Here is a 14,423-nt window from a genome sequence, read left to right on the forward strand (position 1 = left end):
CTCTTCAAAAAACTAAGTCATATTCTATATGGAAAAATTCCTGTAGCAACGCTACAGGAATTTTTCCATATAGAATATATCGATGATTATAACTTTTTAATATCGTAGATCGGAATCGGCGGATCAAAGGATTGATCTCTTGCTGGTTTATTATACAGCAACATCACGATATCCATGCCGCGAACGACTCTGCCAAACGCCGCATATCCCAGGTGGTCCGGATTATTAGCACCACCCGAGTCATATCCCGGCTGGTCGCCAATGACAATAAAAAACTCGGAATTGGCGGTGCCTGCAGCTTCTCTGGCCAGCGATACGGTACCGGTTTTATGAAGAATACCCGTTCTTTTGGTGGATTCATGAACGATACCCTTTAAGGTTCGAAGTTTATCGGGTTTGGTTTGCCAGATACCCCCTTGAATCAGTTCTGCTTTTGGAGCATCAGATGCCTGATTGTCTGCATTCAGTACCCGATAAAAGCTGGCATCTTTATATAAACCTTCCTTAACATAGGAGAGGAAAGCCTTACACGTTTCGGGTGCCCGGTCAGGATAAATCTCTACCTCAATATCACCCATTTTTGTTTCTATCAGCACATGTGGATGGGCATACTTTTTTCCGCAACTAAAAAATATGAGGGACAAGAGCATTGCAAAGATGCAAACGGGCATTAATTTTTTAATCATTATCTATAGTTCGTTTATTTTAATACAATTGCTGCCAGTGCCGGTAAATGTACTTTAAGCCGGTAATGCTTTGTTTTTTTATCTAGTTCTTCCATTGGAATTTCAGTGTTATAAACGTCACCGGTTCCCCAGTAGTCTTGTTTATTAGAGTTGAAAATCTCTGACCACTTATTTTTACCAAATAATTCCAGTTCCCAGTTCCAGTGGACTTCAGGACGCATATTTAAGATGATGACCAGATCATCTTTTGATTTAAGGCCTTTTCTTTTAAACACAATAACCGCTTGGTCTTCATGGTGCAGATCTGTCCATTCGAAGCCTGAAGGGTCGAACTGCTTTTCAAACAAAGCCCCCTCTCTGCGGTAAAGCAGGTTTAGGTCCGTAATGCATTTTTTCATGCCCTGATGACTGGGCCACATTAACAATGACCACGGGAGCTCTCTTTTGTAATTCCATTCCTCGGTTGCGGCGAATTCATTGCCCATAAAAAGAAGTTTGGCACCTGGATGGCAGAACATATAAGTATAAAGTAACCGCAAATTGGCGAACTTTTGCCAATCATCCCCCGGCATTTTATAGATCATAGGACTCTTGCCATGAACAACCTCGTCATGGCTTAACGGCAACATAAAGTTCTCATCATAATAATAAGCCATACTGAAGGTGAAATCATTTTGATGGTAAGGGCGGTGTACAGGTTCCCGGTGAAAATACTTGATAGTATCATGCATCCAACCCATCATCCATTTCATACCAAAGCCCATGCCGCCTTGATAAGTGGGCCGGCTGATCCCGGGCCAGTCGGTGGACTCCTCAGCGATGACCTGAATACTGGGAAAATCCCGATATAGGGTCTCATTAAGTAACTTGACGAAAGCAATCGCTTCTGTGTTGCCATTACCTCCGAATTCATTAGGCTCCCACTGACCTTCCTCTCTGCTATAGTCCAGGCGGAGTATGGAACTAACGGCATCTACCCTTAGACCATCTGCATGAAATACGCCACACCAATAATGTGCACTGGAAAGCAGGAAACTACGCACTTCTCCTCGTGAATAGTTAAATATATAGGAGTTCCAGTCCGGATGATAGCCTTTTCTGGAGTCGGCATATTCGTATACATGGGAACCGTCAAAGCGGTAGAGGCCATGGGCATCTCTTGGAAAATGGGACGGAACCCAATCTAAAATGACCCCGATTTGCTCGTTATGGAAGGCGTCAATGAGCTTCATAAAGTCCTCAGGTGTTCCAAAACGGCTCGTAGGGGCAAAATAGCCTATGCCTTGGTAGCCCCAGCTCCCGTCATAAGGGAATTCCATAACGGGGAGCAGCTCAACATGCGTGAATCCCATTTCTTTTATGTAGGGAACCAACAGATCGATCATATTCAGATAACTGTTATAGCTTTCTTCATTATCTGGATCGGGACGCATCCAACTGCCTAAGTGGACTTCGTAGACCGAAAAAGGCGCATTCAGCTGATTGACCTTCTTCCTTTTACGCATCCAATCACCGTCTGTCCAGGGATACTCAGGCTGATATGTTATCGTCGCCGTGAGTGGCCTTTTTTCCCAGAAACCGGCATAAGGGTCACCTTTGTCCAGTACTTCTGATTCCGGTGTTATAATCCTGTATTTATAGAGCTCACCCATCCCCAGGTCTGGAATAAAGCCTTCCCAGATGCCGGAACTGTCCTGACGGACGATCAGCGGGTGAGTATCTGAATCCCATCCATTAAAATCACCAACAATGCGGACACTGGCAGCGTTCGGAGCCCAAACAGCGAAATAGCTGCCACGGGTACCCATTATCTCGATCTGATGATTACCCAGTAACCTGTGCATGCCGCAATGGATTCCTTGCTGGAATTGAGTAATATCCTCATCTGTAAATAATGAATAGTTCCATACGGATTTACTGCTGTCCACAAAATAACGTTGTTCATATTTTGTTTTAGAAGGCGCGGGCATGGTGATTGTCAATTTTTAAGCAATATACAACAATCTGCAGGAATAATATTCTTGCTATTAAGCTGATAATGCATTATTTTCACTTGCTGAAAGATCAGTGCAAATGATGGAAAATACGTCTTTCAGCTTCCATAAAATATGTTTGACTATACATTCATATCGAAAATTTACCGCCTACTGCTGGTCGTCTTTATAGTAACTGGTGCAGGTCGTCATGTATTTGGCCAAAAAGAGATTGGAGACCTGACTTTACATTTTGAACTGACAGCAGGTAATAACCAGCATCTGGATTCTAATATGATTAAAACTGCCGCTAAAACATTGTATGTCAGAGGTGGAATGTCCCGTTCTACCATCCATTTTAATGGATTTTCCCAATCCATCATCTATAATCAAAATGGGGATAAGGCATTTGTACTCTATCATCTTAATGATCAGGATTATATGTCCGTACTCACCAAAGCGCAATGGAAAGACCAGTATAAGCGGTACAAAGGCATGAAAGTGAATATTCAAAAGGACGCGGCCTCCAAAAAAATTTTGGGTTATAGCTGCATTAAGGCTGTGGCCATTTTGAAAGATGGTACAGAAATCAATATGTATTACACACCGGAACTAAAAACAACTGTAGGAGACAATCCCTATGAATTCAAGGAAATCCCGGGCCTGATCCTGGAATATGAAGCGCAGGTGATGCACAAATACAAAATTACTTTTACGGCGACCAAAATTGATTTTGGTCCGGTTCCTGCTTCTCGGTTTATTATACCTAAAGAGGGCTACAGGTTGCTGGATCCCAACAAATTAAAAGGGGAGTAATAAAGGTTAATATTGGAAAGGCTTACCCTTAAAGATAAATCTGCCAGCTCAAATCCGGTGGATGCGCTTAAAATAAATTGTTAGCAAAAATTATCTCAATTGTTATTTTACTTCGTTCGTGCAGCTCAAAATACAAAATTGGCTACATTCACTGCCCACAAACTGGTCTAGTCAGTTATAGTGTGGTGTCGGGCTTATGTTTTTTATCAAAATCGATTTAATGAAGCAATTCTTTTTAAGTGTATTAATCATGGGTTTATTCGGTCTGCAGTTACATGCGCAGATCGTTACGCAAGTAGATAATCCGGTCGACTATGTTAATCCATTGATGGGAACAGATTCAAAGTTTGAGCTCTCCAACGGGAATACCTATCCGGCCATCGGGCTTCCCTGGGGAATGAATATGTGGACTCCACAGACTGGAAAAATGGGCAGTGGCTGGCAATATACCTATGGTGCGGATAAAATCAACGGATTTAAGCAAACCCATCAGCCATCTCCCTGGATGAATGATTACGGCCAATTTTCGATCATGCCCACCACTGGTGGTATAAAAGTAAATCAAGAGGCAAGGGCAAGCTGGTTTTCACATAAGGCAGAAATTGTCAAACCTTATTACTATCAGGTTTTTTTAGCGGATGCGAATGTGACTACCGAACTGGCGCCTACAGAGCGCTCAGCGCAGTTTCAGATTACTTATCCCAAAGGTGATAGTTCAGCCTTGGTGATTGACGCGTTTGACAGAGGTTCCTACATAAAAGTAATGCCTGAACAAAATAAAATTGTAGGATACACTTCCAGATATTCTCGTGGTAAACTTAAAAATTTTAAAAATTATTTTGTTATCTATCTGGATAAGCCCATTAGCTTCGCTCAGATATATGACGATACGGTATTGACCAGCGGAAATGAATTGCAGGCCAATCATGTGTTGGCTGTTGTTGGTTTTAAGACAAAAGAAGGTGAAAAAGTACATGCAAAAGTGGCTTCTTCTTTTATCAGCGCGGATCAGGCAGAACTGAATTTAAAAAGAGAACAGGGCCAGAAAAGCTTTGATCAGATAGTGAGAGATGGCAGAAAGGTCTGGAATGATCAGTTAGGTCGGATTAAAGCTGAAGGGGGAACTGTGGACCAAACCCGTACGTTTTACTCTTGTCTGTATCGCATGATGTTCTTTCCCAATAAACTCTATGAAATCAACGCACAGAATCAGCCCGTCCACTGGAGTCCATATACTGGAGAAGTTAAATCGGGATATATGTTTGGAGGTACTGGCTTCTGGGACACATTTAGGGCGTTGTATCCATTCCTGAGCCTTGTATTCCCGGATATTAATAAGGAAATGCAGCAAGGCCTTATCAATGATTTTAAAGAAGGAGGCTGGTTGCCCGAATGGTCCAGCCCCGGGTATTCTAATATCATGCTGGGACAGAATTCTGCTTCAGTTGTCGCTGGTGCTTATCTGAAAGGGATCCGTGGCTATGATATCCAGACCTTATATAAAGCGATTATTCACGGTGCACATAGCAAGGGGCCGGAGGCTTCTGGCCGTTTGGGCTTTGAAGATTATGACAAATATGGTTATATACCCAGCGATAGCAAGACAGGTAATAGTGTCGCACGTACGCTGGAATATGCTTATGATGATTATGCCATTTACGCATTGGGCAAGGCATTAGGAAGACCTAAAGTAGAGACAGATTTGTATAGAAAAAGAGCCATGAACTATAAGCATGTCTTTGATCCATCCACGAATTTTATGCGCGGTAAAAATAAAGACGGTTCTTTTGTTTCAGATTTTGATCCTTATAGCTGGAGCCGCGATTTTATTGAAGGTAATAGCTGGCATTATACCTGGTCTGTATTCCAGGACGTACAGGGGCTGATTGATCTGATGGGCGGTAAAGAATTCTTTATTCAGAAGTTGGATTCGGTTTTTTCCGCACCACCACTCTTTGCTTCTGAAGGTAGGAAAGCCCGTGGTATGATCCATGAAATGCGGGAGATGCAGGTGATGCACATGGGGCAATACGCTCATGGTAACCAGCCGATTCAGCATATGATCTACTTATATAATTATGCAGGCGCTCCCTGGAAGGCACAGTATTGGGTAAGAGAAGCTATGAACAGATTATATCAACCTACGCCGGACGGTTATTGCGGTGATGAAGACAATGGACAGACCTCGGCCTGGTACGTGTTCTCGGCCATGGGATTCTATCCGGTATGCCCGGCTTCGACACAGTATGTTCTGGGTACGCCACTGTTCAAGAAAATGACTGTTCAACTGGAAAATGGGAAATCCTTTGTAGTTAGTGCATCTGATAACAATGCGGACAATCGGTACATTGAAAGTATGACGGTAAATGGCAAGCCTTATACCAAGAATTATATTTCACATAAGGATTTGCAACAAGGAGCTGTTATAAATGTGAAGATGGGCACTCATCCCAATAAGGAAAGGGGTATAAAAGATACGGACAGGCCATTCTCTCTTTCTATAGAGTAAAAGCCTTTTTGCCAGTTTTAATGATGTATGCTTTTGCAGATGGAGCTGAAGTCGTCTCGCTGGAATATAAACGGTTTTCGTATAATCATAAAAAAGCCCAGATCAGCATTGTATGACCAACATGTTCTTTTTATGGTCATCAGCTATTTTACAAATGAAAGTATAAGGAACATAAAATTAACCATAAAATGCAGGATGAATCCGTACAAAAAACCGTATTTGATCCTTACATAGCCAAATCCAAATCCCATAATTATCTGCGGTAGTACAAATACAGGATAGGCCCAAAACAGGTTTGGATAAAGTGGGGAGAAGGTGGATATATGTATCAGCCCAAATAGGAAAGCTATTATACAGAATATAAATTTTCTGGTTTTTAAATCAATTCCGATTATTTGCTGAGCCGCAGTTGTTTTTAAAATAGCGATAAGACAGCATAGGGCTAAAATGCCCTCATAGATATATTTGTCGGTCAGGCCAGCCAGATTTAATACTTACGGGCTATTACCAGTATCAAAAGGTCCTATGATATCAGGATATTTTTTACTCTGTAATCCTGCCACAGCTAAACAGGATTTCCTCTAAAAATGGAGCTAAAAGGGGCATTATCACATATTTGCCAACAGGCGCTTCAATCATCCTAGTTACCTGATTTATGCTATAAATATCTACATGGTACACCCGGCTTAAGCATCAGAATCACGGGAGTCACGAGGATGACTCCTCCCGCAAAAATAAGCAATAAACATACTCCCCAGACGCGTACAACCGCTGACAGTTTCTGGCTGGTGCTGAGATCTGGCACATTGACAGATGGGTATAGTTCCACGGACGCGTTTGTTTTGGTAAGCCGACATGTTTGTAATATGATTTAAACCCTTTTGGTTTATCCGGCCTGTATTAAAAAAATAGCGGGTCTTTTATGTAAATCCAGCTTCGAAAAAGCCGTTTTCCACCAAGAGAGTTTCCTGGATTGAATGGATTCACGCTCAGACGTAATATCAACTGCAATACAAAGCCGGGTATCTGAATGGCATACAGCGATAATATCTTCTATTAGTTGCATATTCCGATACGGCGTTTCTATAAAGATCTGCGTACAGTTCCTTTTTCTGGAATCCCCTTCCAGCGCCTGGATAGCTTTTTTTCGTTCCGCTCTATCGATGGGCAGATACCCGGAAAACTGAAATTGCTGACCATTCATACCGCTGGCCATCAGGGCGAGTAGGATCGAATTAGGGCCGACCATAGGGTGAACCGTGGCTCCCGTTTGCTGAGCGATTTCTACCAGGTACTGACCCGGGTCTGCTATACCCGGGCAACCGGCTTCACTGATGATTCCTATGTTTTTTCCAGCGATTAAATGAGTTTTAAACTCATTGAGCAACTGATCCTCCAATTTATGAATCGCATACCACTGGTAGTCATCAATGACCATTTCTTTCCACCATTTTTTAAAATAGCGCCGGGTAGTTTTGATATTTTCTGCGAAGAAGACATCACAGGATTTGATCCCGTCTAATATATACGCCGGCAGCGCATCAAATGCTTTTTTATCCTCCTGAAGTACAGTCGGAATCAGGTAAACTTGGCCAATCATATCAGAAATTCCTTCTTTTCGGTAGTATATTGTATCTTAATCATTTTCTTTTGGTGCCGTTTTCATCTTTTTTTTGATCTTAATTTTCAGGCTTCTGGGTTTATGTGGCCGGCTGATATCTTCACCGAGTAATATACCCCACGGTTTGAGGTCATCCACACCGTCAAAGAACACCTTCAAAAATGCCATCATAGGGACTGCCAGGAACATACCCGGAATACCCCAGATCTGATTGCCAATGATAACACCGACAATGGTAACCAGTGCATTGATTTTTACTTTTGAACCCACTACCTTGGGCAGTAATATATTGCTATCAATTAAATGTACCACAGAAACCACGATGAGTACCCCCAGCATAGTGACCAGACTGCCCGAGGTGGCTGTAATGACCAGACAAATAATAGCCGCAGTAAGAATGCCCAGATACGGGATCAGATTTAGAAGTGCGACGACAAAGGACATCAGTAGGGCATATTTAGCGCCGATAATCATAAAGCCAATAATCAGTAAAATGGCAACGATCAGCATTTCTATTAACAGTCCAAAAATATAATTTCGAATGACATATTTAGTCTTACCCAAAACAGCAGCCACAGCTTCACTATGAGTCTCCTTAAAACAGGCGATCAGAAATCGGACAATCAGATTGCGATAGAGCAAAAATAAAAAAGTGTAGATAGGTACCAGAACAGTGTATTCGATAACGGTAGAAACGGTAGAGACTGTTGAACCTACCAGGGCGGGGGCACTGTTGAGGACTTTGGTTCGCAGGTTTTCTACTGAGGTTTGTAAATTAATGGAACTAACATGAAAATGCTTCTGTATGTAGGCTTGCATATTGCCCAGTGCGGTATTGAAGTGAGCTTCCAGGACCGGTAAATCCTGTTTGAAGTCAATTAATTGCTCAGATATAAAATAAATAATAGCACCGATAACGACGATAGCCGCTAACATGCAGATAATCGCTGCGATCGCATGGTGCATTCCCTTGCTTTCTAGATAATTACAAGGCTTAATTAGAAAAATACAGATTATGGCTGCAATAAACAAGGGTACCAAGATGGTTTTTCCAACAAATAGCAGCCATAGTAATAAGCAAAGCATCAGCAGAACACTGCTGATCTTCATATAAAAGGGGAAGGTCTTATTCTCCATATATTACTGTTGTATATACAAACCTACTACAATACCCGCAATCAAAATGAATAAAAACCTGATTTTTAGGACAATCATGGTATTTTTGTGTATATGATGCAGCAACACTTCCTTGAATTTCAGAAGACCAGCATCTGCTATTATGTATATGGCAGTGGCCCACAGCTGGCGTTTTGTCTGCATGGTTACAGTAACAATGCCTCTCTTTTTAGTTTACTGGAGGAGCCATTAGGGCGTGATTACACATTCATCGCCCTGGATCTGCCTTTTCACGGATTGACCAGATGGGGCAGAGGCAGGATGGAGGTAGCCGAACTCAATGATATTTTACAGGCTATCGTAGCCAGGGAAAGTAGAAGCCGGGATTATTTTCTGGTCGGATTTAGTCTGGGCGCCCGTATCTGTATCTGCCTGTTTAATCATAATCCGAAACCGGTCCGTAAAATGATTTTGCTTTCGCCCGATGGGCTATATAGTTCAATATGGTATAAGATACTCGTACGTACCCGGTTGGGGCACCGGCTAATGGCTTGGTTGCTCAAAAATCCGAAAAAGTCTATGCCGATGCTGGATTGGTTTTTCGACCATAAGCTGATTAATAAGACCATTTATACCTATGCCTGTAGTTTTGTGCACTCCAAAAGGCAGAGTACGTTGTTGTATGCAAGATGGGTGTCAATGTCGAAACTGCATCCAGGCCTGAAAGCATTTCAACGGCAACTAAAAGCCAGTAAAATACCGGTTCTGATGGTTTTTGGTAAAAAAGATCAGGTTACGCCCATGCAGAATGCGGATACCATCCGCAAATACCACAGCCAGTATCTTCATGTGTATAAATGGGATGCGGGCCACCTTTTATTAAAACCGCAGTATTTATCCAAGCTGACGGGTTTATTCATAAATACCTATACAATTAACCAGTAAAGAATGAACTTGGGGACTCTTATAGTTGAAGTTATAGCCGTTTTGCTGATCCTCTATGCTTTATTAATCTTATTGTATAGAAGACTATGGAAGAAATTAAGTCCTATTATGCTTGAGGCGCAGTATGAGATACCGGTGAATCGCATCCGGTTCAGTATTATTATACCTGCCCGCAATGAGGAAGAGAATATAGCTACCTGTCTGACTTCTATACTGGGAGGCAGTTACCCCAACGTATTGTATGATATTACAGTAGTGGATGATTTCAGTACAGATGGCACAGGAGATATATTGCGTCAATTGCAGACGCAGTTTCCTGGCCGGCTAAAAGTTATTGAACTGGCAAAGATGCTGGATAGCCGACCGATTAACTCTTATAAGAAAAAAGCGCTGGAACTGGCCATTAGCCAGGCAACTGGTGACTGGATACTTACAACGGACGCAGATTGTATTGTTCCGGTAGACTGGCTTGCTTATTTTGATGAATATATTCGCAAGTCGGGTAAGCGCTTTGTGGCGGCCCCCGTACGGTTTACAGACATGGGTTCTTTTGTCAGTAAATTTCAGTGTCTGGATTTTCTTAGCCTGCAGGGCGTGACTGGCGCTGCTGTCGGCGGGGGCCTGATGAGTATGTGTAACGGAGCAAATCTTGGTTATGAGAAGGCCTTTTTTGAGCAAGTGGGAGGCTTTACCGGTATTGACCAACTTGCCAGTGGCGATGATATGTTTTTAATGCAAAAGATGCAAGAAAGGCAGCCGGGCTCAACCGGGTATTTATTTGCTGCAAAAGCTACCGTATCGACATTACCCATGCCTGACTGGACTTCCTTAATTAATCAGCGGATTCGCTGGGCCAGTAAGGCGGGCACCTATAAGGATTGGAAAATAAAACTTGTACTCTTGCTTGTTTACCTTGTAAATCTGGGATTATTATTGCTGTTTGTAATAGGACTTTTCCATCCGGCGTTGTTGCTGAGTTGGACCGGGCTGATTTTGTTTAAATTTTTAATTGAACTTAGTTTTATGTGGCCGGTTGCTGCTTTCTTTCAACAGCGATATTTATTGCGCTGGTTTTTAGTTATGCAGCCTTTTCACATCGCATATACCGTGGTCGCAGGATGGCTGGGCCTTTTCGGTAAATACAAATGGAAGGGTAGAAGCGTAAAATGATGGCTGACTTAATCATGTCTCGTTATTAATTCCGAGGTGGCATTCCCAGCATCTTTCTACCTTCCTCAGAGATCTTTTCAAGACTCCAGGCTGGCTCCCATACAATTTCTATATCAATTTGATGATCAGCAAATTCTTGTAGCAATCTGTTTTTAACACCCGTCTGAATGGCTTCACCCAATGGACAATGTGGTGTGGATAGTGTCATAGTGATTAGAATCTTATTGTCTGGTAAGAAGTCAATATCATAGACCAGGCCGAGGTCTACTATGTTGACAAAAAGCTCAGGATCAATAACATCATAAAGAGCCCCGATAACTAGTGCCTTCTGTTCAAAAAACGGATCATGCATTTGGAGTGATTGTTGGAGTTGCATGGATGAAACTTGTTTTATGTTGCAAGATATAAAGTACATTTATCCCATAACTTATACTGGTTGCGATCAGGAAAATCAGGGCTATTTGTATTAATGTCTCTAATTGTAATAATACACCGCCCAATAGACCGTATAATGCTGCAATATAAAACCACCACTGGAGCCTTACAAGCCACTGTAGATATAGCTCCTTAGGGAGCGGTATCCTCCCCTTGCCATTTAGATGTTTATAATGCCCGTTCCATACGATAAAAGGAAGGGTTTTAAACGTCATGCCCAGCGCCAATGCAGAAATCCAGCCAAGTATGGCCAGTGTGCCATAAAGGATCTGCAGTTGCCCGGCGGGCCGCCATACAAGAATCAGTACTAAGAGCAATAAAGTAAGGCAAAGGTTGACAAAAGACAATCCACTAAAACGTAAAGTGACATCAATAGGTCTTTTAATCCGGTTGTTGTATACATCTCTCAGGTAAAATGTCCAAAAGATGATTCCCGTCAATACAAGAGCTAAGTATATGACGGCACGACTTGCCACTGACCGGAAAATACCATCTACTAAAAATAAAATTATTCCGATATTAATAAAAAGATAGGCACTAATAAGCAGTCGGGTTTTGTTGGATTTACCTAATAAAAACATAGGGATAAGCTTGGCGCTCACGCCAATAATAAGTTGCAGAAACCAGCCCGCCAGTCCCATGTGGGCATGAAGCTTTAATAACTGCAGGTGACTCTTGCTGATATAGGGATATCTCAGATTCCAGGCAAGTAAAAAACCTGCCAGACAGGTTGCACTGAGCCAAATGGAAGAAGTCAGTATAAATGCCTTTTGAATATTGAAGGAAGTACAAATTCTGGTGGTAAGTATGACATTACAGACAAATAGCAGACTGGATATGAATACAAGCCCTCCTCCGATGATTCCCCAAAGGGGGAATACACCCTTCAAGTCAGGTGTAACCCAGAAACCACTACTGAGCAGAATAATACCCGCCGACAGCAGCAGATAGGAGATCACCGCCAATGTTTCGCTATGAAGTTCTCTTTCACAGATAACAGGCAACAGTTGATAACCAGCACCAAAGATGATCATGGTCAGCCACCCCAAAACAGCCAGATGGACAAGCGCAAGAAGGTGAAAGTCGAAATAACCATTTGTCAGCAAAGGGCTACGCCAAAGGAGCAGGATACTTAAGAGGATAAAAAAAAGTGCGGCCGTACCATAAAATGGCAGAACTGCGCTGTTTGCCGGTGCTGTCGCAATATTAATCTTTGCCACGTTTAAACTTGCTGTTATGCGTTAATAATAGATCTACCCGACCCTCTGTAATGGGCAATATAAATACACGATATTTGCCCGAAGCCTGTAGGTCTTCTAACAGATAGACAGGGATCCTTTTATGATGCACATAGAGCCCATGCTCCTCGGATAATGCTTCTAATTCTTCTAAGATCGCTTGCATGGGCGCTGGCATTTCCAATGTTCGGACATCTATTTCCTTTATTTGGTCAACTGCATACCGGCCGAGCTGCGCGTTAAAACTTGCCTCGTCTACCGTTGAAATCAAATCACCCAATTTTACATGGGCGGTTGCTTTTTTATTGTCGTTTACCTGGATCGGTTTAAAAAAATAGCTATAGGTGAGCCGCTGTGCAATAGTCTCTGAATAGGTCAGAGCGCCTTTGTTTTCCAGAAGCCTGAGTAGAGGAGTAGGAATAAAGGTATTGATGATCTGCAAGGCGGTGCCCGGCTGAACCTTTTTGTATTCGGCCAGGATTTCTTTAAGTGGATCATATCCTCTACTAAGCGTTTCCCGCACATCAAAAACAATGATCTGCTGAGGGACTAATGCTGCCAGCCAGTCAGGCCGGTTGGTTGGTTGATCTGGTGTTATAGCTTTAATCACAGGTGCATTGCTGCTTTCAAAACCTAAGGGGCGCAGTGCCAGAAAGAACGCCTCTACATCACAGCCGCTTATATCTGCGGCTTGCTGAATGGTCGTTCTGGAGGCCATGAGCTTTCTCAGAATTGGATTACGCAACTTTTCCAGTGGTTTTGCTAGGCTGGTTATGGCATCAAGTGCAGCGCTGTTTTCTTTTAGTAACTGGCTGATCTTTGTGTTGCCGTTGATTATCATAATGGGATCTTATTATTGAATCAGAAAAGGCTTAAAACCACTTATTTATTTTTGCCAACAATATTGTGTTCTCGAGGTGAAGATATCTGCTTAGCCTAAGGTCAAACTGTGAAAGCCCTTTTATGTAATAAATATAAGCGTCACAAGCGTCAGCCGGAGCATTGTATTCAGCGCAGTGAAACCTGATATGCTCCAACAACTTAGCCAGCGTTTTATTGGCCTGTTTTTTCATGGTTGTTCCCGTATAAATTTGTCGTAACAGCAGTGTGTCTCGTTCCCGGTTTATCTGATCAGATTTTTCAATCTGTTTAATGGAATCGAATAACACAGATTTTTCCTGGGTCAGATGAAAAAGCAAGGTGGCCAGTAATTGGTCCTGGTACATTTTCAGGGAAGCCAGTTCCGGGTGACCCTTCTGGTGTTTTAACCGGATATGTTCTCCCAATTCATCTAGTTGACGGGCCTGTTCCTTGAAATAACAGTGATCAGTCTGCTCAATAAAGTCGCATAAAAAGCTTGCATTCCATTTGTCATATTGCAAAATAATATCATCTCTGAATGATGCGATACTGGCCGGGTCGCTCGCATCTGTATTGCAGCCGGGAACTTCTTGGTGCCCAGACGTGTCTGTAGTCAATGTGTCGTCTTTCTTACCGTTGTTACAGCTGTAGCCTTGTCCTTTGGCGGCAAAAAATGAAGCCTTTTTCTGTTCTTTTTCAGAAACGTTACCAACGTTTTTATCCTCCTTTTCAATAAGGGTTTTCTGGACTTGAATAAACCACTCTTCTGGCCCCTTGCTTAAATATTCAAAAGTAAATATATTACCTCTTTCGCCCAGCAGCTGATAATATACCGGTTTCGGATCATGATCATTGTGAATAATAAAGTATTCACCAGGTTTAAGGCTATCGAAATATTTAAAGATTGTTGGATGTTTTAGTCTGGGTTCGATAACAGTCACATCAAGTACCTTATCCAGGTCAATTGTGCGGCCGACGTTTTCTATATCCATGATTGCTAATTGTTTAAGCTATTATTAAAAGTTATTCATTACATATGACGGTATAAAGATA

At 42.3% G+C, this 14,423-nt stretch carries 13 protein-coding genes; 4 read left to right on the forward strand and 9 right to left on the reverse strand.

Annotated features, from left to right (window positions below; genetic code table 11):
• Positions 1-86 precede the first annotated feature (86 nt).
• Both K9M52_RS14725 and glgB read right to left on the reverse strand, forming a co-directional pair.
• Positions 87-686: a peptidylprolyl isomerase gene (locus K9M52_RS14725; protein ID WP_224069195.1), complete on the reverse strand. Its 600-nt coding sequence runs from the start codon at positions 684-686 to the stop codon at positions 87-89.
• 14 nt (positions 687-700) lie between these two features.
• Positions 701-2,656 carry a 1,4-alpha-glucan branching protein GlgB gene (gene glgB, locus K9M52_RS14730; protein WP_224069196.1) on the reverse strand — a complete coding sequence of 652 codons (1,956 nt, stop codon included), beginning with the start codon at positions 2,654-2,656 and terminating at the stop codon, positions 701-703.
• Positions 2,657-2,794: 138 nt separating this feature from the next.
• Between glgB and K9M52_RS14735 the strand changes: the two genes are divergently transcribed.
• Both K9M52_RS14735 and K9M52_RS14740 read left to right on the forward strand, forming a co-directional pair.
• Complete coding sequence (locus K9M52_RS14735) at positions 2,795-3,475, forward strand: hypothetical protein (RefSeq protein ID WP_224069197.1); 681 nt, start codon at positions 2,795-2,797, stop codon at positions 3,473-3,475.
• 220 nt (positions 3,476-3,695) lie between these two features.
• Entirely contained in the window at positions 3,696-5,984 is a 2,289-nt protein-coding gene (locus K9M52_RS14740) for a GH92 family glycosyl hydrolase (protein WP_224069198.1), read from the forward strand.
• A gap of 143 nt (positions 5,985-6,127) precedes the next feature.
• Here K9M52_RS14740 and K9M52_RS19215 read toward each other — a convergent pair whose 3' ends face one another.
• The 3 genes from K9M52_RS19215 to K9M52_RS14755 all read right to left on the reverse strand — a co-directional run bounded on the left by K9M52_RS19215 (position 6,128) and on the right by K9M52_RS14755 (position 8,742).
• Positions 6,128-6,469: a CPBP family glutamic-type intramembrane protease gene (locus K9M52_RS19215; protein WP_394369865.1), complete on the reverse strand. Its 342-nt coding sequence runs from the start codon at positions 6,467-6,469 to the stop codon at positions 6,128-6,130.
• A gap of 401 nt (positions 6,470-6,870) precedes the next feature.
• Complete coding sequence (locus tag K9M52_RS14750; RefSeq protein WP_224069199.1) at positions 6,871-7,584, reverse strand: SAM-dependent methyltransferase; 714 nt, start codon at positions 7,582-7,584, stop codon at positions 6,871-6,873.
• Between the two features lie 36 nt (positions 7,585-7,620).
• The gene (locus K9M52_RS14755) at positions 7,621-8,742 is read right to left on the reverse strand and encodes an AI-2E family transporter (protein ID WP_224069200.1); all 1,122 of its coding nucleotides are present in this window, start codon (positions 8,740-8,742) and stop codon (positions 7,621-7,623) included.
• Positions 8,743-8,835: 93 nt separating this feature from the next.
• On the opposite strand from K9M52_RS14755, the gene K9M52_RS14760 reads away from it, so the two are divergent.
• Both K9M52_RS14760 and K9M52_RS14765 read left to right on the forward strand, forming a co-directional pair.
• Complete coding sequence (locus K9M52_RS14760; protein ID WP_224069201.1) at positions 8,836-9,666, forward strand: alpha/beta fold hydrolase; 831 nt, start codon at positions 8,836-8,838, stop codon at positions 9,664-9,666.
• Between the two features lie 3 nt (positions 9,667-9,669).
• On the forward strand, positions 9,670-10,836 hold the full coding sequence (locus K9M52_RS14765) for a glycosyltransferase (RefSeq protein WP_224069202.1): 1,167 nt from the start codon (positions 9,670-9,672) through the stop codon (positions 10,834-10,836).
• A 25-nt stretch (positions 10,837-10,861) separates the two neighbouring features.
• Here K9M52_RS14765 and K9M52_RS14770 read toward each other — a convergent pair whose 3' ends face one another.
• From K9M52_RS14770 to K9M52_RS14785, 4 genes are read right to left on the reverse strand one after another with little or no spacing between them, the layout of a single operon-like run.
• Entirely contained in the window at positions 10,862-11,212 is a 351-nt protein-coding gene (locus tag K9M52_RS14770; RefSeq protein WP_224069203.1) for a metal-sulfur cluster assembly factor, read from the reverse strand.
• Entirely contained in the window at positions 11,181-12,491 is a 1,311-nt protein-coding gene (locus tag K9M52_RS14775) for a cbb3-type cytochrome c oxidase subunit I (RefSeq protein WP_224069204.1), read from the reverse strand. Before K9M52_RS14775 ends, K9M52_RS14770 begins: the two co-directional genes overlap by 32 nt.
• Positions 12,478-13,350 carry a DUF2249 domain-containing protein gene (locus K9M52_RS14780; protein ID WP_224069205.1) on the reverse strand — a complete coding sequence of 291 codons (873 nt, stop codon included), beginning with the start codon at positions 13,348-13,350 and terminating at the stop codon, positions 12,478-12,480. The genes K9M52_RS14775 and K9M52_RS14780 overlap by 14 nt, the downstream gene beginning before the upstream one ends.
• 31 nt (positions 13,351-13,381) lie before the next feature.
• Entirely contained in the window at positions 13,382-14,362 is a 981-nt protein-coding gene (locus K9M52_RS14785) for a DUF2249 domain-containing protein (RefSeq protein ID WP_224069206.1), read from the reverse strand.
• Between the last annotated feature and the right edge of the window lie 61 nt (positions 14,363-14,423).

Origin of the sequence: Arachidicoccus terrestris (assembly GCF_020042345.1) — a bacterium.
GTDB lineage: Bacteria > Bacteroidota > Bacteroidia > Chitinophagales > Chitinophagaceae > Arachidicoccus > Arachidicoccus terrestris.

Bases quoted from the DNA above. Each gene is read 5' to 3' on its own strand.
- K9M52_RS14725 (WP_224069195.1), bottom strand. From the start codon at position 686: ATGATTAAAAAATTAATGCCCGTTTGCATCTTTGCAATGCTCTTGTCC.
- glgB (WP_224069196.1), bottom strand. From the start codon at position 2,656: ATGCCCGCGCCTTCTAAAACAAAATATGAACAACGTTATTTTGTGGAC.
- K9M52_RS14735 (WP_224069197.1), top strand. From the start codon at position 2,795: ATGTTTGACTATACATTCATATCGAAAATTTACCGCCTACTGCTGGTC.
- K9M52_RS14740 (WP_224069198.1), top strand. From the start codon at position 3,696: ATGAAGCAATTCTTTTTAAGTGTATTAATCATGGGTTTATTCGGTCTG.
- K9M52_RS14750 (WP_224069199.1), bottom strand. From the start codon at position 7,584: ATGATTGGCCAAGTTTACCTGATTCCGACTGTACTTCAGGAGGATAAA.
- K9M52_RS14755 (WP_224069200.1), bottom strand. From the start codon at position 8,742: ATGGAGAATAAGACCTTCCCCTTTTATATGAAGATCAGCAGTGTTCTG.
- K9M52_RS14760 (WP_224069201.1), top strand. From the start codon at position 8,836: ATGATGCAGCAACACTTCCTTGAATTTCAGAAGACCAGCATCTGCTAT.
- K9M52_RS14765 (WP_224069202.1), top strand. From the start codon at position 9,670: ATGAACTTGGGGACTCTTATAGTTGAAGTTATAGCCGTTTTGCTGATC.
- K9M52_RS14770 (WP_224069203.1), bottom strand. From the start codon at position 11,212: ATGCAACTCCAACAATCACTCCAAATGCATGATCCGTTTTTTGAACAG.
- K9M52_RS14780 (WP_224069205.1), bottom strand. From the start codon at position 13,350: ATGATAATCAACGGCAACACAAAGATCAGCCAGTTACTAAAAGAAAAC.
- K9M52_RS14785 (WP_224069206.1), bottom strand. From the start codon at position 14,362: ATGGATATAGAAAACGTCGGCCGCACAATTGACCTGGATAAGGTACTT.